General features: G+C 46.4%; 18 protein-coding genes. 9 read left to right on the forward strand and 9 right to left on the reverse strand.

Annotated features, from left to right (window positions below):
* On the reverse strand, nucleotides 1-963 hold a 963-nt coding region (locus C161_RS20305; protein ID WP_036672356.1), incomplete at its 3' end, for an IS1182 family transposase.
* A 174-nt stretch (nucleotides 964-1,137) separates the two neighbouring features.
* Nucleotides 1,138-2,352, reverse strand: a complete 1,215-nt coding sequence (locus C161_RS20310; RefSeq protein WP_036672358.1) for an MFS transporter — start codon at nucleotides 2,350-2,352, stop codon at nucleotides 1,138-1,140.
* A 256-nt stretch (nucleotides 2,353-2,608) separates the two neighbouring features.
* Here C161_RS20310 and C161_RS20315 point away from each other — a divergent pair, with 256 nt between their 5' ends.
* From C161_RS20315 to C161_RS20325, 3 genes are all read left to right on the forward strand, one after another.
* Nucleotides 2,609-3,259, forward strand: a complete 651-nt coding sequence (locus tag C161_RS20315) for a peptidylprolyl isomerase (protein WP_036672360.1) — start codon at nucleotides 2,609-2,611, stop codon at nucleotides 3,257-3,259.
* Between the two features lie 493 nt (nucleotides 3,260-3,752).
* On the forward strand, nucleotides 3,753-4,016 hold the full coding sequence (locus C161_RS20320) for a YqkE family protein (RefSeq protein ID WP_036612099.1): 264 nt from the start codon (nucleotides 3,753-3,755) through the stop codon (nucleotides 4,014-4,016).
* A 206-nt stretch (nucleotides 4,017-4,222) separates the two neighbouring features.
* Nucleotides 4,223-5,017, forward strand: coding sequence for an SDR family oxidoreductase (locus C161_RS20325; RefSeq protein WP_036612094.1), 795 nt, complete (start codon nucleotides 4,223-4,225; stop codon nucleotides 5,015-5,017).
* A gap of 139 nt (nucleotides 5,018-5,156) precedes the next feature.
* On the opposite strand, the gene C161_RS20330 is transcribed toward C161_RS20325, so the two are convergent.
* On the reverse strand, nucleotides 5,157-5,918 hold the full coding sequence (locus C161_RS20330; RefSeq protein ID WP_036672363.1) for a YwaF family protein: 762 nt from the start codon (nucleotides 5,916-5,918) through the stop codon (nucleotides 5,157-5,159).
* 262 nt (nucleotides 5,919-6,180) lie between these two features.
* Here C161_RS20330 and C161_RS20335 point away from each other — a divergent pair, with 262 nt between their 5' ends.
* Complete coding sequence (locus C161_RS20335; protein WP_036672365.1) at nucleotides 6,181-7,155, forward strand: ring-cleaving dioxygenase; 975 nt, start codon at nucleotides 6,181-6,183, stop codon at nucleotides 7,153-7,155.
* A gap of 150 nt (nucleotides 7,156-7,305) precedes the next feature.
* On the opposite strand, the gene C161_RS20340 is transcribed toward C161_RS20335, so the two are convergent.
* The 3 genes from C161_RS20340 to C161_RS20350 all read right to left on the reverse strand — a co-directional run bounded on the left by C161_RS20340 (nucleotide 7,306) and on the right by C161_RS20350 (nucleotide 10,603).
* Entirely contained in the window at nucleotides 7,306-8,013 is a 708-nt protein-coding gene (locus C161_RS20340) for a stalk domain-containing protein (protein ID WP_036672368.1), read from the reverse strand.
* 268 nt (nucleotides 8,014-8,281) lie between these two features.
* Entirely contained in the window at nucleotides 8,282-9,127 is an 846-nt protein-coding gene (locus tag C161_RS31640) for a hypothetical protein (protein WP_051449833.1), read from the reverse strand.
* Between the two features lie 198 nt (nucleotides 9,128-9,325).
* Nucleotides 9,326-10,603 (reverse strand): methyl-accepting chemotaxis protein, encoded by a 1,278-nt coding sequence (locus C161_RS20350; protein ID WP_036672371.1) that lies wholly within the window; start codon nucleotides 10,601-10,603, stop codon nucleotides 9,326-9,328.
* Nucleotides 10,604-10,939: 336 nt separating this feature from the next.
* Here C161_RS20350 and C161_RS20355 point away from each other — a divergent pair, with 336 nt between their 5' ends.
* Entirely contained in the window at nucleotides 10,940-12,373 is a 1,434-nt protein-coding gene (locus C161_RS20355) for an aspartate ammonia-lyase (RefSeq protein WP_036672373.1), read from the forward strand.
* Between the two features lie 120 nt (nucleotides 12,374-12,493).
* On the opposite strand, the gene rpoN is transcribed toward C161_RS20355, so the two are convergent.
* Nucleotides 12,494-13,798 (reverse strand): RNA polymerase factor sigma-54, encoded by a 1,305-nt coding sequence (gene rpoN, locus C161_RS20360; RefSeq protein WP_036672376.1) that lies wholly within the window; start codon nucleotides 13,796-13,798, stop codon nucleotides 12,494-12,496.
* Between the two features lie 128 nt (nucleotides 13,799-13,926).
* Entirely contained in the window at nucleotides 13,927-15,474 is a 1,548-nt protein-coding gene (pruA, locus tag C161_RS20365) for an L-glutamate gamma-semialdehyde dehydrogenase (protein ID WP_036672380.1), read from the reverse strand.
* A 320-nt stretch (nucleotides 15,475-15,794) separates the two neighbouring features.
* Between pruA and C161_RS20370 the strand changes: the two genes are divergently transcribed.
* The 4 genes from C161_RS20370 to C161_RS20385 all read left to right on the forward strand — a co-directional run bounded on the left by C161_RS20370 (nucleotide 15,795) and on the right by C161_RS20385 (nucleotide 18,960).
* Nucleotides 15,795-16,718, forward strand: coding sequence for a proline dehydrogenase family protein (locus C161_RS20370; protein ID WP_036672382.1), 924 nt, complete (start codon nucleotides 15,795-15,797; stop codon nucleotides 16,716-16,718).
* A 172-nt stretch (nucleotides 16,719-16,890) separates the two neighbouring features.
* Entirely contained in the window at nucleotides 16,891-17,448 is a 558-nt protein-coding gene (locus tag C161_RS20375; RefSeq protein WP_051449834.1) for a MarR family winged helix-turn-helix transcriptional regulator, read from the forward strand.
* Nucleotides 17,449-17,575: 127 nt separating this feature from the next.
* Complete coding sequence (locus tag C161_RS20380; RefSeq protein ID WP_036672385.1) at nucleotides 17,576-18,055, forward strand: hypothetical protein; 480 nt, start codon at nucleotides 17,576-17,578, stop codon at nucleotides 18,053-18,055.
* 29 nt (nucleotides 18,056-18,084) lie between these two features.
* Nucleotides 18,085-18,960 carry an SDR family oxidoreductase gene (locus C161_RS20385; RefSeq protein ID WP_036672388.1) on the forward strand — a complete coding sequence of 292 codons (876 nt, stop codon included), beginning with the start codon at nucleotides 18,085-18,087 and terminating at the stop codon, nucleotides 18,958-18,960.
* A gap of 368 nt (nucleotides 18,961-19,328) precedes the next feature.
* On the opposite strand, the gene C161_RS20390 is transcribed toward C161_RS20385, so the two are convergent.
* Nucleotides 19,329-20,963: a beta strand repeat-containing protein gene (locus C161_RS20390; protein WP_051449835.1), complete on the reverse strand. Its 1,635-nt coding sequence runs from the start codon at nucleotides 20,961-20,963 to the stop codon at nucleotides 19,329-19,331.
* Between the last annotated feature and the right edge of the window lie 132 nt (nucleotides 20,964-21,095).

Below are 21,095 nucleotides of genomic sequence, written 5' to 3' on the forward strand. Positions count from 1 at the left end.
GTGATTGGCATATTGAATATTATCTTTTTCAGAATAGGCAGTATCTCCAATGACGGTATCGATCTTCATACCTGTGTCACGACTTTTTTCAATGAGAGTTTGGAGTTGTTTTCCATCACTTTTCTCACCAGTCGTAATTACCGCAGCTGTAATAATTCGTTCTCCATTCATAGCAAAATGTGTTTTGTAACCGAAGAACGAGGAGTCTGCCGTTTTGTGACCTATTCGTGCATCTGGATCATTGCTGAGTTGAAAGTGCTCATGGTGATCAGCTATGATTTCTTTTAAGTAGTTCAGCTTTTCTTTCACCTTTGGGTATTCACAGAGAGATTCTTCTTTTTCTACTGCATCTACAACTTTTTGGCAATAGTCCAGTTCATCAGATAATTCGTTCGTCGTTGTTTTCGGTGGGAATTTATCCTTCATTTTTTCATCGATCTTGTAAACGGATTTTCTCAACAACTTAGACTTTTGCATTAATATTTCTTTGGGTGATAGCTGATTAAATCGCGCTTTCGTATGGGTGGCATCCACAATAATTGCGCTGCTTTTGATAATTTCTTTCTCCAACGCGATCTTCATGGTCTTTTGAATTAGTATGTCGAGGAGGTTCACATCTTTCAAGCGAAGCTTGCGAAACTTCGTTAGTGAACTAGGATTAATGACTTCATCTTCAGGCGCCATATCTAAAAAGTACTTAAAGGACATGTCATATTTAGAACGTTCCACAACATCCGCATCGGATACATCGAAAATGGATTTCAACAATAGGTATTTGAACATTCGAATGGGAGGCACTGCATTGCGACCATTGTCGAGGCAGTATCTATGCTGCAATTCTACCTGAACAAATGAAAAATCTACGAGATCATTGATTTGACGAAGCATATTATCTTTAGGTACGACGATATCGTATATGTCCATAAATGCACTAAGGTTAAGAGATTGTTGGTTTGAAATCATCCGAGACACCACCTGAAATTAATCATTTAATTATACAGGAAAACAAATATCCCTCCTCAAAAAAATGAGGAGGGATATCTGTTTATAGATGTTGGACTTTTTCAGTGGCCTCGTAATTTCACAGCGTCATCTTTTTTGTTACCTGTAAGTTCACGTACTCTTAGTGATTTAGCATCATCGCTTAGCGGAAACCTTACCTGCTCCAGGCAGTTTGTGATCCAATCCCGACCACTTCGCGACAATCGCAGTGATGATCAGTGCAAGTCCATTAATGATAAAAATCCAGCGTATCGGCAACCAGCCACCGAGAACACCACCAATAATCGGTCCAGCCATCGTCCCGATCTGGGCAGCGGATTGATTCAGACTAAAAGCCCTGCCCCGGAAACTCGATGCGGTAGCCTGCACAATCATGGCGTTAATTGCCGGAAATACAGCGGCAAAGAATAAACCATACACAAATCGTAAAATGCCGAATGCGATATAACCTGTTGTAAAGAACTGCAGAAGATTCCCTACAGCCCCACCAACCAGTCCAATGATCAACACTTTACCGTATCCAATCCTTGAACCAATCTTGCCCCAACGCGGCGCCATAATAACTGTTGCTACCCCGACCGCTGAGAAAATAATACCCGAGCTGAGTGAGGCACGATCCGGCTGAACGCCCATTTCCATCACATAGACCGTCAATAGTGGCTCCAGAATCATGACGGAGAATGTACATATGCCCATCATGCCAAGCACCGTCATAAACAAACGATTCGCTCTTGCTTCACGAATGTCATCCATGACGTGGGAACGCGCTTTGTTCCGGTTGAAGTTCTCTTCTTTTACCCAGAAGGTTGCGATGATCGCGGAGACTAACACAACAATAGCCGAAAACAAAAATGCATTCCGGTTCCCATAATAATGACTCACCACGCCACCAATTAACGGTCCAATAATACCACCAGTGGCTCCTGCAGTGGACATAATACCAAGTGCATAACCCGTCTTCTCTTCAGGTGTATTCGTGCCTACCAGGGCTATCGCTGCTGGAACAAACCCTGCAAGCAGACCCTGAAACAATCGAACAACAATCAGAGAATACGGGTCCTGCACGAAATAATTGATTAAATACAAGACGGCAAGGCTGTATCCCGACCGAATCAGCATGGGCTTGCGTCCGTATTTGTCAGCCAGTGATCCCCAGAACGGAGACACGAGTGCACTCGCGAGAAACGTAATGCCAAATGCCAGTCCTGACCATAACTCCAGGTGATCACGAACCCCCAAGTCAGCACTTAGAAACAGGGGCAGAAATGGAATCGAGATCGAATAGGCGGTGCTGCAAAAAAATACACCAATCCACAATATGACCAGATTGCGCTTCCACGAGAAGTTCATATACCCGCACGCCCTTTCCGTTACTGACGCCGGGACTGCCGTGTATTGGAGCGGACGGAACAGACCCGTACGTCCCCGATGCGGAAGCATTTTCCTTATTTTACACCCATCATTCCATGAAGGCCATCCCTTGTTCACCACAAACACATGTATTACATTGCCATCCTGTCCACAAAAACGGTATGATAGTTGGGTAAATATCCAAATATGATTTGGAGAAAATATATAATGCAGAGATGCAAGGAGGAACGTTTTCATGTCTTTACGATGGAAAAAAAACACAGTGGTTTCGCTGGTTCTCGCGATGCTGCTTATCGGCATTAGTGGTTGTGGACGCCCTTCGAGTGGCGCTACAGAAACACCAGCTCCAGTTGAACCAACGGGTCCCAATCCGGTAGCTACTATTGAAATGGCAGATGGACAGAAGATCGTCATTGAGCTATATCCGGAAATTGCGCCCAATACGGTGAACAACTTTATTTCACTAGCGAATCAGGGTTTCTATGATGGCACAATCTTTCACCGTGTTATTCCAGGTTTCATGATTCAGGGCGGAGATCCAGACGGTAATGGTCGAGGTGGCCCAGGGTATGCCATTAAGGGTGAATTTACATCCAACGGTCACAAAAATCACCTGAATCATACCCGCGGAGTCATTTCCATGGCACGCGGAGATAATTTGGATTCGGCTGGTTCTCAGTTCTTCATCATGTTAGCTGACGCGGATCATCTTGATAATGCCTATGCTTCCTTTGGTAAAGTAACCGAAGGTTTAGAAGTCGTTGATGGTATTGCAGCTCAGAAAATAAGCAAAATCAAGGACAAACCCGATACCGATCAGGTCATGAAAAAAGTTACGGTAGACACCCATGGTCTGGAGTATCCAGAGCCGGTAAAAGTGCCTTAATCAGCAGCTTAGCCAAACAGATGAAACCTCATTTTTATATCTCGTTAATGAGTTAATAAACTGCAAAACAAACAAAAGCTCTGTCCTGTGCGTATCTCGCAAGGCAGAGCTTTATTTATTGATTTTAATGATAACGGTTACATATATGACTTTATAAAAAATGACCTCTTCCGGCATCATCCTCAATACATCCATCCCATTAAACGTAACCAGCCGATAATCGCAATCCATAACGGGCAGCTAAAGGCAACGCCCCATGCAAGCCCTTTCAGTAAACCACGGTTTACTTCCACGAACAACGACTCCTTTCTCCAGGGAATAGTCGCAGTATCGGTAATAGTATATGATTTTATACCCGTTTTCATTCGTCACGCAACCCTCGTTTTCCTGCTTTTGTTCCGCAGATTCATGGAATGCTTTACGGGAACCTGATATACTATGACTACTGTACGATAAATGGAACCTGATTCATGTTTGGAAAGGAGATTTTCCTATGGCAAAATCCAAAAAACGCACTCCTGCTCCCAAAGCAGCAGTAGCACAGGATAAACCCACAACACTGAAGGATCTGCTTAGCAGTGATGTGCTGGAGAAGCTGAAAGCTCAGGCGGATGAAGCCAAGGCTGCAGAAGCGGCTCTTAAAGAGCAGGAACGTCAGCAGGCAGAAGAAGCTCGCCAAGCGGAGCAGAAGCGCCGGGATAACGATTTCGAATATTTGCTCAATAACAGTGCAATGGACTGGAAGAAACATAAGTAAGCCAGGGCATGACCTAGGGGTGTCTCCTATCACACATGCCAAAATAATATTACAGCAGACAGATCATGAAGATGATCTGTTCAAAGAACAGGGCCGCATTGCGGTCCTGTTCTTTTTGATATATACACATATGATTCACGCATCTTGAGCCGGGTATGTTAGAAGTAGAGCGTACAACGATAATCTAACTCATGGAGGGATCAGAGATGACAGAACAACGTTTGGAAGGCAAAGTCGCGATTGTAACCGGAGGTGGATCCGGTATTGGTCAAGCTACCGCTATTCGTTTCGCCGAGCATGGAGCCAAAGTGTACATGCTGGATCGAACACCCGAAAATGCGGAGGAAACAAAACAGACGATTGAAAAGGCTGGCGGAGAAGCGTATGTGATCGAATGTGATATCTCCAAACCGGATAATGTGCAGAAGGCAATCAATCAGGCTGCGGCTGAAGCGGGTAAACTGGATATCATATTTGCGAATGCCGGCATTAACGGAACGATGGCCCCGATTGAAACGATGGAAATTGAGGACTGGGACCAAACGATGGAGATTAATATGCGCGGAACCTTCGCAACCGTCAAATATGCTATTCCCCATCTGAAAGAACATGGCGGCAGCATCATTATCACCAGTTCCATCAACGGTAACCGGGTCTTCTCAGGGATCGGTTTCTCTGCATACGCTTCCAGCAAAGCGGGACAAACTGCGTTTACCAAGATGGCTGCACTGGAGCTGGCTCGTTATAAGATCCGTGTTAACGCCGTCTGCCCAGGAGCCATCGATACCAACATTGATGATAACACCTACCCGTCGGATGATCTGAAAGAAGTACAGATTCCTGTTGAATTCCCTGAGGGTCACGAACATCCGCTCAAGGGCGAACCTGGAACGTCGAAGCAAGTGGCGAACCTCGTTCTGTTCCTCGCTTCCGATGAAGCCTCTCATGTTACAGGTACACGAATCTACGTGGATGGTGCGGAATCTCTGCTCCGTGGATAAAAATATCAATATAAGTTGGCCCCTTTCAGGGACAACGCCCAAACATCCCGTAAGTAATCTGATCCGTTCAGATTACTGCGGGATGTTTTATATATAAAGAGTTTATAGTACGGCGCAGGCGCAACTACAAGGATTATCCCTATACCGCGGAGCTTTTACCTTTTTTCACACGATGCTTCAACCGATCTGGAATGGCAAAGAGCAAAATGTACATCAGCGAGAACAAGACTAGCGCAAGTATCTCTTCCCCAAGGATGTACATTGGATAAGGACCTAACATATCAAGCACCGAGGGTGTACTCGGCTTGTGTCTCAAAAACATGTAATTCGCGTCAAGCATGACATCTACAACGTATACGATTAGTGCAGCCACATTCACAAATATCATGGAACCTGCTACAGATCTCCAGCTAGGTCGCAGCTGTTCCACCCAAGTCATGTAGAGTAAAGCCAGAATGATACAGGCATGAGCAACGAAAAATTGAATAAATCGAAAATGTGCATAACCATAACCTAGATTAGGAGTCAGGATCGCCATAAGGGCTCCAGCAATGCCTGCAAACAGCAATGCAGAATGTAACAGTCGACTGCGTGTCAGTAGTAACAACGCCGATAATAGCAGAGACAGACTGCATAGTTCGAGTGGCAGTGACGTCTGCAGGCTCCATATCCCTCCATACACATACCAGAGTTGCAGCACAATTTCACAGGCAAACATGATACAAGCCAGAACAATTCGCAGTATGCGGCGTGCCCTCTCTGACCATGATCGAAGATGGTGTCGAAGCAAAAACATCAGTACAATCATTGCTGTAATTACGCTAATTGAAACGATATGTGAAGTGGAGAACAGGATAAACGGCTCTGCATCATACGGGTCCAGCCATGGTGGATACGCCATGCATCTCTTCTCTCCTTTACAAGGATCTCACCAACATTATCTCTCTTTAATGTTAACTTTTTCATTTTGCCATTGAATGAAAGAGCTGTCCAGTTGGAATTCTAAATAAGCATTGTAATTTAAATATCTTTATGTTAAGATAAATTCAGAACCAAAACAAACGAAAAGTTAGTAACTTTCTTAATCGAAATAAAATATACCGTACTTAACAATTGTTCAACTAAACATTTACACTATCCCAATTCATCTAGGAGGAAATATTATGCAAATCAAAGGACTTCACCACGTATCAGCTCTAACAGCACATGCCGATCAGAACTATCGTTTCTACACCAACATCATGGGTATGCGCCTCATTAAAAAAACAGTCAATCAGGACGACGTGTCCGTCTACCATCTCTTCTATGGCGATGAAAAAGGCAAACCGGGTACCGAACTTACCTTCTTTGAGATTCCGATGGCCGGACAGACTCGTGAAGGGGTGAACAGCATATCCGGAACGTCACTGCGCGTTCCAAGTGATGCGGCACTTACGTACTGGCAGCAACGTTTTGACGAATTCGAAGTCCCACACGGAGAGATTGTTGAACGGGATGGCCGTGCCACGCTCTCGTTCACAGACTTTGAAGGACAACGTCTGATTCTGGTCTCAGATGAAAATAATAAAGGTGTCGCTGGTGGTAAACCATGGGATCAGAGCCCTGTGCCTGCCGAGTATGGCATTGTAGGCCTTGGCCCTATCCATCTTACGGTAAAAGATGCTTCCCTTACCGCTCCGGTTCTTACCGAACTGCTCGGTTTCAGAGCTAAAGGAAGTTATCCTGCCTTTACTCCAGGTCAACCTGATGTACTCGTTTTTGAATCCGGTGAAGGTGGCAGTGGCTCCGAGGTGCATGTTGAGGAACGGAATGACCTTGCCCAAGAGCGTCCTGGACGTGGCAGCGTACACCACGTTGCGTTCCGTGTAGATAACGAAGAAGAACTGAAACAATGGGTGGAACGGGTTCGTAACTTCCAATTCCCTAACTCCGGTTTTGTAGATCGCTTCTACTTCCGCTCCCTATATTTCCGTGAAGCAAACGGTATTCTGTTCGAACTTGCAACCGATGGTCCGGGATTTGATACAGACGAAGAATTGGAGCATCTGGGTGAATCGCTTGCTTTGCCTCCATTCCTTGAAGGTCGCCGCGCCGAGATTGAAGCCAATCTTAAACCGCTGGATACCGTCATTCGTTAATATTCGTAACAAAAAGAAAATAAAAAACGATGTTCACCAGGCAACTCTGAATACCGGATACGGTTCAGGAATCGCCTAGTGAATCATCGTTTTTTTATGTTTATGCTTGTCTTGCCCCTTCTGTAAGGTCGCAAACTTGCAGATTGTGTTTTACTTCGTCAGATACGATGTTGTGAGCGGTACAAACAGAGCCGAACCCGGATCTTCAGATACAATCTCTACATAGACAGCGTCTGTACCTTTAACATCCACATCTAGACTCATCATACCGCTTTCTGGAGTGATATTGAACTTTTTGAGTGTCGCGAGATCCTGATCATAGATATGAATCTCCTGATTTCCTTTCAGCGCGGCAAGTTCCAAGTGCAGAGAAGAATACTTTTTACCCGTATTAATCTGGATATCATCCCCCTGTTTCGTAGGATCATTATGCAGATAAACATCCTTGTAATCCTTGCCTTTATATGTGGTATCCTTAGGATCTTTGGTGTGCCAAGCGGTAGATCCCAGTACGGATGTTCCAAGTGCACTCAGCGTTACTTTTCCGTTGGTTACGGGCGCAGATCCATTCTTTCCGCCAATCAGGACGGATGAAGTTGCACTGTCATAAGTGATCTCTGTCCCAAGCAAAGATCCCACAGCACGCACAGGCAAATAAGTCGTTCCGTTGTAAGTGATAGGCAACACTGTTTTACCATTGGCATCTTTGGCTGTCACCGTGGCACCATCCATTTTTAGCGTAATCTTGCTGTTTAGATAGGCTTTAATCTGCTCCAACCCTGTTGCTGCGAGTGCACCTGTTCCGATCCCAAGCGTTAGTGTGCCTACCATCAAACCCAGTACAACTTTTTTCTTCATCAAAATCCCTCCTGAATGTTAAAATGATTTGTCCTTTATACATTTAAACGACTAAAGTGATAATGTCAATTGTTTACTGCATTTTTAGTACACATTGCCTATTTCCGGGCAGCACAAAACGAGGCTGTATGTCCCCATTTTTTTCAGCCTCGCCCTGTTTCCCATTGTCCGTATACGGAGAAAGGAAGATATTCTTGTCAGTTGTTCACTTAACTCCACAATCGAGAACTTTTAATTCCCACTGCACTATGATATCAACAGGATGATATCAATCAAAAGATTCATAATATTCTTCTTCATACACTTCCATGCTGTACTTCAAATCTACGGCCTTCCACTCGCCATCTTGATACTCATAAGCAAATGTCAGATCACCCGCATACAAAGCCGCACCGTAAGATCCTGCTGCTGATACAACAAGCTGGCCATCCTCTACACTGTAATAGGTAACTCCACCGAATCCCAACTCTTCGTTATATACGCCGCCACTCGTATCTTCCTCGATCCGTAAAGGTTCTGCTTGAACGCCATCAACGGCGACATCAACATCCACACGGTCTGATCTAACCGTAACTTTTGACTTCACATGCTGTTTCGCAATCTCATCCAGAGATTGCATCTTCATCTCTTCCAGCGTTACCGGATTAATGATACGTGCTTGTCCCAAATAAATACCTGTTCCATGACCTTCCGTGTACAAAACGATAATTTCTTTCTGGCCGTCTCCATTCAGATCCAACTCGTGCACTTCGGGTTTGTAAGACCCGCCTTCTCCCTGCCAATCACTAAATTCTCGCGTTTTGCCGTCCACTTCCAAAATCATTCCGTTATATATATATCCTGAACCCTCAACTTTCATAGGGTATAATCTGACGTTCTCATTCTCTGGAGCTACCGAAACGTATTCCTCTTTCACAGGAATGGATTCCTGTGTTGTCTTCGTTGTGTCATGCAGTTTATCTATATTGGAAGCCTCGACCACTTCGGTCTGGCTGGATTGATCATCTATGTTAAGCTGTTTTTGCGATTCATTCATGGTTCTGGCAGCCGAAGTTGTACTAATCGTAGCTACCGCCAAAATAATCATCAGCAGGATACCTGTCCAAGTTTTCAATATACTGGGCTCCTTTATCTGTTGTGATAATCCTATTATATCTTCATTTATCGCCTGCAAGTTGCGAATTTGTTAATCTTTCATAAAATAATCTTTACAAATTTTCGTTTTCACGAAAGAACGTTCGGCTTTAACCAGAATAAGCAAATTATCATGCCAAAACTGTGCTCCAAAAACAAAAAAAATCCCGAACACAGCTTAAGGCTGCATCCGGAATGCTTTGGTTTTGTCCAATAACCGATCGGTTAATTGTCTCAGTTCTTCAGCCGAGGATGAAATCTCCTCCATGATGGCTGTCTCTTCGTGTGCGGCATCCATAATTCGTCTCGCCTCATCCGAGAACGATCCAGCTTTCCCTTGGATCTTCTTCACATGACCGTGCGTTTGCTCCACGCGACCGGTCTGTTCTGCAATCTTGGAGCCGATATCATGCGCACCCTTCATAAATACTTCCACTGTTCCTGTCAGTTCATGCAACGTCTGATCCACAGAGACGGTCCGCTCTGATTCATTAACCACGAGACCATGCTGCTCATGAGACAGTTGGGCTGTCTCCCTGATCCGCTCTTGCACACGACTAATCAGCTCATTAATACGGTGTACCGATTCCTTACTTTCGTCTGCCAGCTTGCGGATCTGTTGCGCCACGACTGCAAAACCAGAACCCTCTTCGCCAGCTCGTGCAGCCTCAATGGAAGCATTCAGGGCAAGTAACCCTGTTTCCTCTGCGATGTTTTTGACAGACTGGGTAATTACCTCGATATCGGAGGCTTCCTTCTCCAGCAACAACATAATATCGCGGGAACGATTGTGCGACTCGGCCAGCTCGTCCATCCCTTTCATCAACGATGAGAAAGTCTGTTTGGTATGATCCACCGATCGTTCCATCTGACCGGACATCTCTGTCATATCCATGGACTGGCTATGCATACGCTGGAAATCGTTCAGCATCTCATCCGCAGTGATCAGAGATTGATGGGAAGTGACCTTCTGCTCTTCTACGCCTACCGCAATATGATCCACTGCATCCGACATCATCTCGATCTGTTCAGCGGCCTGGGTAATCGCTTCACTCAGAGACTGTGCGTTCTGTGAAGTCGTTCTTGTACTGTCTGCAATATCATTTACAATGCTTCGAAGGTTAGAAACCATTGCGCGAAAAGCATCATATAATACAGTAAGTTCATCCTGCGTGCGTCGCTGCGGAATCTCGGTTGTCAGATCTCCCGCTGATACCTGCTGTGCAGCCCGGGACAGGTGAACGATTGGACGAGTCAGCCAGCGTGAGGCAAACCATCCCAGAATCCCGTTCCAGCATACTCCCATGATCAGGATAATCGATATGTATACCCAATTCGGAATATCTAACGTAACCCAGTCTTTGACAAAAAATATAAAAAAGCCGCTAGTTCCGTAGGTAATAATCGAAATCAGTACCAGACCTGCGACAGTCTTTGCTCCTAAAGTCCATTTCATGTGCACACCCCGTAGTCCTTTTTTCCTATTTTACCAATCAAGTACCAAATTTCATGTGATATACATCACTGAAAACGTTCTATTCCCCCTCATATTTGCCGTTCATGCATGACTTCTCTACCATATAGCGCATAATGTATAAGACAAGCTTGGATATCCCTCACTTTCTTAAAAATTGAATAATATCCCATTTAAATATCCCTAATTTTATTTATTATCGGCACAAGAGGCCAAATGATTTAGATTGGCATCCATTTTGCTTAAATGATATACTGAGTGCGCTTCAGCAACGCTGGAGCCGAACTATTTTTATTGATGCCACTGGAGGCGAACGAGATGTCTACTATGTCCACACGGACGGAGAAAGATTTTATCGGTGAAAAAGAAATCCCGGCTTATGCTTATTACGGAATTCAAACGGTACGGGCCGTGGAAAACTTCCCGATTACCGGCGTTCCGGTACACCGGGAGCTGATCACGGCTCTGGCTGCGGTGAAGAAGGCAGCAGCCATTACCAACATGGAGTTGAAGATGCTGCCGAGCAAGATTGGCGATGTGATCGTCATGGCAGCTGAAGAAATGATGAAAGGCCATCATCTGGATCATTTTATTGTAGACTCCATTCAGGGCGGTGCAGGCACCTCCATGAATATGAATATGAATGAAATTTTGGCCAACCGCGGGCTGGAACTGTTAACCAAAAGCAAGGGAGACTACTTCCATTGCAATCCCAATAATCATGTGAACATGTCCCAATCTACTAATGACGTGGTTCCTACAGCACTGCGCATTGCGGCGTACCGACTGTCGGAGACGTTACTCGCTACCATGAAAAGACTACAGGATGCGTTCCGTAAAAAAGAAGTGGAATTTAACGATGTGGTCAAGGTTGGCCGTACCCATCTTCAGGATGCCGTACCTATTCGCCTTGGACAAGAATTCGGAGCTTATGCCCGTGTAATCGGACGGGATATTGAGCGTCTTGAATTCGCCAATCGCCGCTTGCTTACCATTAACATGGGTGCAACTGCGGTAGGTACAGGACTCAATGCCAAACCCGAATATATCGTCAAGGTTACAGAGCACCTGTCTGATGTTACCGGACTTCCACTACAAACAGCTGAGGATCTCGTGGATGCAACGCAGAACACAGATGCCTATCTGGAACTTTCAGCGGCGCTGAAGGTATGTGCGGTTAGCCTTTCCAAAATCTGTAATGATATTCGCCTGATGGCTTCAGGTCCGCGTGCAGGATTCAATGAATTGCGCCTGCCACCGCGTCAGCCAGGTTCGTCCATTATGCCGGGCAAAGTCAACCCCGTTATGGCAGAAGTCATTAACCAGGTATCTTTCCAGGTGATGGGGAACGACCATACGATCTGTATGGCGTGTGAAGCCGGTCAATTCGAGCTGAATGTCATGGGCCCAGTTATTGCGTTCAACTTGCTGCAATCGCTGAAAATTATGAATAACGGCATCGATGTTTTCACGCGTTATGCAGTTGAAGAGATGGAAGCTAACCGTGAGCGCTGCGAATTAATCATGAAGCAAAGTTTCAGTGTGGTTACGGCGTTGAACCCACACTTAGGTTATAATGTGGCAGCTTCCATTGTGAAGGAAGCACTCAAGACTGGACTTTCCTTGCAAGAGATTATTCTCGAACGCGGATTGTTAACACCGGAAGAACTGGAAGAGATTCTTCATCCGGAACAGATGACTACACCAGGGATTGCCGGAGAACACTTCCTGCGTAATATGGAACGTTTGTAGGTAATCAGGAAAACTGATGCAGCAACCCAAACACAAATAATTAACAAGAACCCTCGCAGACCGTTCATCCGGTTTGCGGGGGTTCTTGTATTCAGAGATGATAAGACGCCAGCTATTCGATTAAGCCCACCTTTTACGCTCAAGGGAAGGCAGAATCTGAAGTTCCTCCCTGTACTTGGCAACCGTTCTGCGGGAGATGACAATCCCCTCCTCGGCGAGCAATGTGGCCAAATGACTATCCGAGTATGGACGCTGAGCCTGTTCCGTGCGAATGATTTCTTTTAATCTACGTTTCACCGCTGATGCTGATGTTTTATCCCCTGACGTTGTACTGATTCCCGAGGCAAAAAAAGCCCTGAGTTCATATACACCATGTGGGGTCTCAATGTATTTACCGTTCACCGCACGACTTACCGTTGATTCATGTATGCCAATCTTCTCTGCAATAACAGCCAGTTTAAGTGGTTTTAGCGCGGATGGGCCTTTGACCAAAAAGTGCTTCTGCTCTTCCATCACTGCCGTCAACACACGTACTAAAGTCCTTCGCCGCAAGTGTACACTCCGAATGATAGCCCTCGCTTCTGCCACGCGGGTAGACCAGGTTGCGTCGGGAGCCTCTTCCCTGATCCAGCGGAAGCACGCTTCATTCATCGATACCCGAGGGTTACCTGCTGCATGCAAACTATAATGGACCTCACCGTTACGCAACCCAACAATGGCATCCGGAATAATGTAATGTGGCCGTTCCGTACATCCGATCGATCGACAGGGCTTGGGGTCCAGACGTGTAATATAGTCATAGGCAGTCTGAGCTTCCCGTGAAGTCATACCTAATCGACTCCCTGTTCTACCTGGGTGAAAAGGAACCAGTGCTTCCAATCCCGCTTCCACCATCCACTCCGCATTCAGCGCTGCTGATGGATCACGTCTAATCTGGAGCAATAGACATTCTTGCAGATTCCGCGCCCCTACACCAGCAGGGTCCAGCGATTGGAGAAGATCCAGTCCCGCTGCAATCTTGCTCATCGGAAGCTCAAGTGTTGCTTGCACCTCTGCCAGTTCAACCGTCAGATAACCATCATCATTAACGCACCCTGCCAAATATACGGCCATATTTTCCAATTCGTCTGGAATTTTCATCACTCGAATTTGCGCAATCAGCAATTGTTCCAGAGTAGGTTCGGCACCTTTGGCCTGAAGCAGCGGATCATAGGAACCATACCTGCGCTGATCCATTCGCCGCGGAATCCGGGCGAGGGGCGCGGCTTGTTCTTCCAGTTCGAGTACTGGATTTTCCTCCGCCGCATCCAGCAAGTAACGGGTCAGATCCTGGCCAGACATGGTTAGCAAATGAAAGGATTGTTTCATCTCCGGCGTGATGGACAGCCGAATACGTTGTTCCTGTACCAACTGAACACCCAACATCCGTTACCCTCCTTATACCTTCGGCAATAAGCATCTGTGTTTCTTATACGAACAAAAGGATTTGCAGGGATAATAGCATACTATTCAAGCAAATGTAAGAAGTTTTTAGTCGGATCATGGGTTTCTGTCTAGTATTTCTCCGATACCAGCTTCGCCTGGGTAAACAACAGCAGATAGTCTCTTCCACCTGCCTTGGAATCCGTGCCTGACATGTTAAATCCGCCAAATGGATGTGTGCCTACTAGTGCTCCGGTACATTTCCGGTTGAAATACAGATTACCCGCAAAGTACTCACGTCTTGCCTGCTCCAGATGTTCACGATTACGTGAGATCACCGCGCCGGTCAGACCATAGTCTGTATTATTGGCGATATCCAATGCATCCTGGAATGATTCTGCTTTGATGAACGCAAGCACAGGACCAAAAATCTCATCCTGAGCAATCCGGGCTTTGGGATCCACATCGGCAATTATGGTTGGTTCAATGAAATAACCTTCAACGTTCCCGGTACCGCCACCGTGCACAAGACGTCCCTCGCCCTTGCCAATTTCAATATATTCCGTGATCTTTGCATATGCCTTGTCATCGATAACTGGTCCAACCTGACTGCCAACTTCAAGTGGACTGCCCATCGTCAGTTTCTGTGTCCGTTCAATCACTTTTTGCAACACTTCATCATATACATCCTTATGAATAATGGCACGGGAACACGCCGAACATTTCTGTCCTGAGAAACCAAATGCCGAAGCGGTAATGGACTCTGCCGCGAGTTCCAGATCACTGTCACTGTCTACAACGATAGAATCCTTGCCGCCCATTTCTGCAATAACCCGTTTAATCCACTTCTGACCTGGAGCAGTACGTGCTGCACGTTCATTAATTCGCAGTCCTACATCTCGGGAACCGGTGAAACTGATAAACCGGGTGAGCGCATGATCCACAAGATAATCACCCACTTCACTGCCTGGTCCAGGTAAAAAGTTCACGACGCCATCCGGCAGACCAACTTCTGCGAGCAGCTCCATAAACTTCGCGGCAATCACCGGAGTTGTGCTGGCGGGCTTTAATACTACCGTGTTGCCGGATACCAGTGCAGCAGAGGTCATACCTGCCATAATCGCCAGTGGGAAGTTCCAAGGTGGAATAACAACACCAACGCCCAGCGGTATATAACTCAGTTCATTATCTTCCCCTGCAATCCGCACGAGGGGCTGCGGTTCACTCAGTCGCTGCATATCCCGTGCATAGAATTCCATAAAATCAATGGCTTCCGCTGTGTCCGCATCCGCTTCAGGCCAAGTCTTGCCGGCTTCATAGACCATCCATGCGGAGAATTCATGCTTGCGACGGCGCATAATGGCAGCTGCTTTGTATAGATAACGGGCCCGTTCATTCGGGTCAGTATGTTTCCATGTGTGGAATGTCTCCGCCGCTTTCTGAATGGCCTTTTCGGCCAATTCTCGATCTGCCTGATGGATCGTTCCGACAACTTGATTCTTGGCTGCGGGGTTCACGGAAGTTAACGTGCGGCTGCTTGTTATTTTTTTCCCACCAATAATAATCGGGTATTCCTGCCCAAGTTCAGCTTCTACCTGACGAAGTGCGTCTTCAAATGCTTCCTGGTTCGCCTGGACTGCAAAGGGTGTGAATGGTTCGTTAACAAAAGGGATATTCATCAATGATTCCTCCTTCAGGATGTAAGATTCGCTGGCTGCTCGCCTGAATTATTTTGCATGTTACTCATCACCAAATATATGTAGCAAAATCCGTGCCAACTCCGGTTGAGATTGAAATATTTTTCTCGTTAAATTTAACTAAAGAAAATTCACACGGGCCACTCCGATGACAGAATAACCTTCCGATCGCTGTTATCCCCAGATTTTTTTGATTCCTTTTTATAAAGTTAAAATTTCCATGAAAAATAGTAGACCATCGCCAAATCTGGCACGTTTCTTGCTTGAATTAAGGATGCACAATGCTGAAGGAGGAAACGAAAATGAGTGTGGGAACGGAAATATATCGCAAAACCTTATTAACCGTGGCAGGCAACAAAGCTGTAGAGAACCTGTCCATTAGATATGGTAAGAAGCTGGCAGGCAAATTTATTGCAGGAAACACCTTGGAAGAAGCTCTCGAAGAGATCCGCATACTCAATAACAAAGGCATTATGGCTACGCTCGATCATCTGGGTGAAGGCATCACCCGCCTGAGCGAAGCGGCATTGTACAGGGATGAGTATGTACGCCTGGTAGAAGGCATTGCACGTGAAGGCGTAGACTCCAACGTCTCGCTAAAACCAACCCAGATGGGCCTCGCACTTGACCCGGAAGAGGGTTACCAAAATATCCGTACCGTTGCCGCACAAGCCAAATCACATGATCTATTTGTTCGAATTGATATGGAGGATAGTCCATTTACTCAAGCGACGCTGGATATTGTCCGAAGACTGCACTCGGAAGGACTGCATAATACAGGCACAGTATTGCAAGCCTACCTGCATCGCACCGAAGAAGATACACGTGATATGATTCGGGAAGGTATTCGGCTTCGGCTGGTTAAAGGTGCTTACAAAGAACCCGGATCAGTCGCCTATCAGAATACTTCTGAAGTCATTCATCAATTCAAAACGATGATTCGTAATCACCTCGATCAGGGTGTGTACACTGCGGTTGCCTCGCATGATGATCACATCATTAACTGGACGAAACAATACGCCAAGGATCGGGGAATCTCGCCGGATGCCTTTGAATTCCAGATGTTATATGGTCTGCGGATGAGCGAACAGGAACGTCTCGCCAAAGAAGGCTATCGCATTCGCTGTTACGTACCTTATGGCACCATGTGGTATCCGTACTATACCCGCCGTTTGGCCGAAAAACCGGCTAATCTCTGGATGGTCGTTAAGAATATGTTCCGATAGTTATTCTCCAACTGGATCAATATATATGAAAAAAGACAAAAGAAAACCATGTTTCCTCTTTTTTTTCTGGGCACATGGTTTTTTCTGTACGAACACTTTACGAGAGCATCCAACTTGACGAATGGTCTAAACAAAAGTTGACAACTATATAGTTAGGCACCATACTATATGTATGGACAATCAAAACAAATCAACAACTGATATGTACCTCATCCCTTCGTTAGTACAAACCAAGCGTCAGGTTGATCGCTATCAATTAGACGTGGATGCACAAGCCGTGCTTGTCGCATCCAGACTGATGGTAGCAGGAGCCAAACTTGGGCATGCTGCGGAAATCCATTTCTCCAGATTCGGTTTATCGACAGGTCGATATCGTCTGTTGGCAGATCTTGAAGATCATGAAGGAGAAGAACTGCCCTCCCAACTGGCGGAAAATCTGGGTGTAACCCGTGCTACCGTAACTGGTCTAATCGAGATTTTAGAACGTGACGGACTGGTTGCTCGTCGGACGAGTTCCGTTGATGGTCGTCAGAAGTCAGTCATTTTGACCGCCAAAGGTGCGAAGAAACTAACGGATATGGCTGCTGAACATTTTGCTAGACTGGAAGCGATGGTCGGATTACTTACGATCGAGGAAAGGAGTGTGTTTCTCAACCTGCTGGGGCGTGTAACACAAGGTATTGCTGCACTTACAGATGAGTCACACGACTTGTCCGAACCAAAATCCTAGGAGCATAACGAAGAAAGGTAAACCGGGCTAGTTCAACTAGCCCATTTTCATCCCCATATAGTTAGGCTCCTAATTATATATAAATGAAAGCAAATCAGTGATTTCTAAACAAAAAAGGAGTAGTGATATGGTTAACCTTAATGACCCCATTCATTCCGAGGAAGCTTATCCAAACCGAGCCGCTAATCCTCCCCCAAAACCTTTTGTGCTGTGGCGTGAATTAATCCCGGCCTACTTGTCTCCTGCCATCATGGCAAGCATCGGGGGAATCGTTACCGCTGATAAAGTCCTTCAGTTACGAGCTTTAACAACGATTGGAGGGGCGTCTCTACTTATGGCTCTATGGGCCGGACTCTGGCTTCGTAACCGTAAGAACCGCACACAGTGGGTGGCGAAAGCACCCCGAATCGTTGTCGTGGGCTGCTTGGCACTTGCAGGCGCAGGGTTTGGCTTGGTGGCGGCGTGGGGGATTTCTAATGTATTGCAGATCGTAAACCCGAGTTCTTCATGGGCTTGGTTGGATCATATTGGGTTCGATTTTCCATTGTCCGGTGCAATAGCTTGTACGATCATGACATGGCGCTGGCGAGCTTACATTATCAAATAAACAAGTTCATTATAAGGAGAGATTGAAACATGATTACTATTATTGGAGCAACAGGCATGATTGGAAATGCACTTTTGAGACGTTTGATGAAAAGAGATATTCCCGTTCGGGCAGTAAGTAGAAAGCCGGATAAGCTTCGTCAACAAATGGCGGACTTGGCGTTGTCCGGGATTGAAATCTGTGCTGCCGATGCAAATGATTCCGAATCCATGCGTAGAGCTTTGGCGGGTACCAGTCAACTATTTCTAGCGTTATCCAACAACCCTAAACAAGTGGAACTAGAGACATCCATTATTCAGATGGCTGCGCAAGAGGGAGTCAAGCATGTCGTCAAAATATCCAGCCCAGCATATGACGAACGTTCACCAGTAACTGTAGCAGGCTGGCATGAACAAATCGAGCAAGCTCTAGTGAAATCCGGGATGACATATACAATGCTGCGGCCCTATGCTTTTATGCAAAATCTGCTCCGACTCGCACCAACCATTACAACTCAAGATGTATTCTTCGGCTGCATTGGAGATTCCCCGTGCAACTTCATCGATTGCCGAGACATCGCAGATATTGCCACAGAAGTGCTGACTAGAGACAAACCAGTGAACCGCATCTACACGCTTACCGGTTCCGAAGCATTCACTTATGCACAGATTGCAGATAAAATGTCCACCCTGTTCAATCGTCCGATCGGATTCTTCAACCTCAAACCCGAGGAGCTTCGAACGGATCTGATCGAACATGGACAGATGCCTCCTTGGCTTGCAGACCACGTTGTGGAAATTCAGACGATGTCTTCCGTTGTGCCAGAGAAGCCTACGGATACGGTCCAACGCTTGCTTGGCAGAGCGCCGCGTTCACTTGATGCATTCCTGAGAGAACATCGAGATGCATTTAAACCAAGGCTGTAAACCAAGTTATACAATAACGAAAAGGGGCTCTCTCGCTCCAAGCGCTAACGACCCCACCGCATATTAAAGCGATAAACAAAAATGCTAAGTTTAACGAACTTCAGCGTTCTAGAGGATGGTTATGAGCTCTACAGGAATCCTAGCCGGTAATAATGTTTTTAATGAGAGAACTTAACTATTAATTAAGCTAAAGTCTAGCCACTCAAAAAGAGCGGCTAGACTTTATATTATGACTCTTTTAATGCGAAAATTATTAAAGTGAGAACTTCCCATGATTTGCGACCGAAGACTGTCAACCACTAATTATGAGATAGGACCACAATTTTAAATGTCTATTTTTCTGGACACACCCATTTATTATTTAAAAGTTAACCACTTAACTGTTGAATAAGAATAGAAGCATTAGCATTGGTCTGTGTTCCACCTGCTAGTGTTTGCAGACCAACAGCTGATGCGCTGGAATGATTCCGTAATGTCAGCACATCACCGGGAGCAGCCGTAATAATGACCATGCCTGGATTCGGTTGAGTCCCAGCTCCTGAACCATAGACACTGCCACCTACAGGGGCTCCGTTTTGATAAAGGGTGAATTGGTTTGCCTGCACACCTGCAACGTTGAAAAACACCGCATAGTCCCCGGCATTACCAATAATAATCGCAGCGGTATTGGGCGCATGAGTAATATTAGTAAGATTTTGGTTGCTGTCGAAGATTACATCCGCTTCAATAGCTACAGTTTGAGCTGAAGTATTAAAAATATAGGCATAAGAGGACAACCCTTGCCCTGCTGTACCGGTTGCTCCAGTGACACCTGTTGTTCCGGTAACCCCAGTGCTTCCTGTTACTCCGGTAGCCCCGGTACTTCCCGTTGCTCCTGTCACTCCAGTAGCTCCAGTGCTTCCCGTTACTCCAGAAATGCCCGTGGCTCCTGTCACTCCGGTAGCCCCGATACTTCCCGTTGCTCCTGTAACACCAGTCGCTCCTGTCACTCCAGTAGCTCCAGTGCTTCCCGTTACTCCCGTAATACCCGTGGCTCCTGTTATTCCGGTGGCCCCTGTAACGCCCGTTGCTCCTGTCACTCCAGTAGCCCCGGTGCTTCCCGTTGCTCCCGTAACACCAGTGGCTCCTGTCACTCCAGTAGCCCCGGTGCTTCCCGTTGCTCCCGTAACACCAGTGGCTCCTGTCACTCCGGTAGCCCCGGTACTTCCCGTTGCTCCTGTAACACCAGTCGCTCCTGTCACTCCAGTAGCTCCAGTGCTTCCCGTTACTCCCGTAACACCCGTGGCTCCTGTCACTCCGGTGGCCCCGGTGCTTCCCGTTACTCCCGTAACACCCGTGGCTCCTGTCACTCCGGTGGCCCCGGTGCTTCCCGTTACTCCCGTAACGCCCGTGGCTCCTGTTATTCCGGTGGCCCCTGTGCCTCCTGTTACTCCCGTAACGCCCGTGGTTCCTGTCACTCCGGTGGCCCCGGTGCTTCCCGTTGCTCCCGTAACGCCCGTCGCTCCTGTTACTCCGGTGACCCCGGTGCTTCCCGTTACTCCCGTAACGCCCGTGGCTCCTGTTACTCCGGTGGTCCCAGTGCCTCCCGTTACTCCCGTAATACCCGTGGCTCCAGTGGCTCCAGTTACACCCGTTGTGCTCAGCGTTTCTCCCAATAACTCCTGGGATACCAATCGGTGAGCCGCGACTAATTCGCCTGCGGCATTTTTACCCCATACGGATATTTGTGCTTCTGGAGCAGCCGTGTCTGAGGTTGAAAATACAAACTCAAAAGCATCAAAATTCCCATTATAAACTTTGGTTATGACCTGATTAGGTGATACATTGAGCAGTTCTTCTACATATAATGTTCTGACTCCATTAAGGTAATAGCCCCGAAGAAGCACTGTGAACACATCTGTCGCATTCCGGTTATCGATTTTGACCGTAACGGATTGAGTTGGTCGGATCCCCGTTATTCCTGAAATATTATTCTCAATGGGCCCAGTTGATAGAATCGCCATTTCATCACCCTCCTTCGATTGAATTCATTCATTTCAGTCCTTGGTATAGTATTATTCAGACGATACTTAATGGTGTGGACAAATTGAGAGTCAACATATAGAATCACTTAACCTGCCCAGTGAATGTGTTGA

It is taken from the genome of Paenibacillus sp. FSL R5-192 (assembly GCF_000517845.1).
GTDB classification, from domain to species: Bacteria; Bacillota; Bacilli; order Paenibacillales; family Paenibacillaceae; genus Paenibacillus; species Paenibacillus amylolyticus.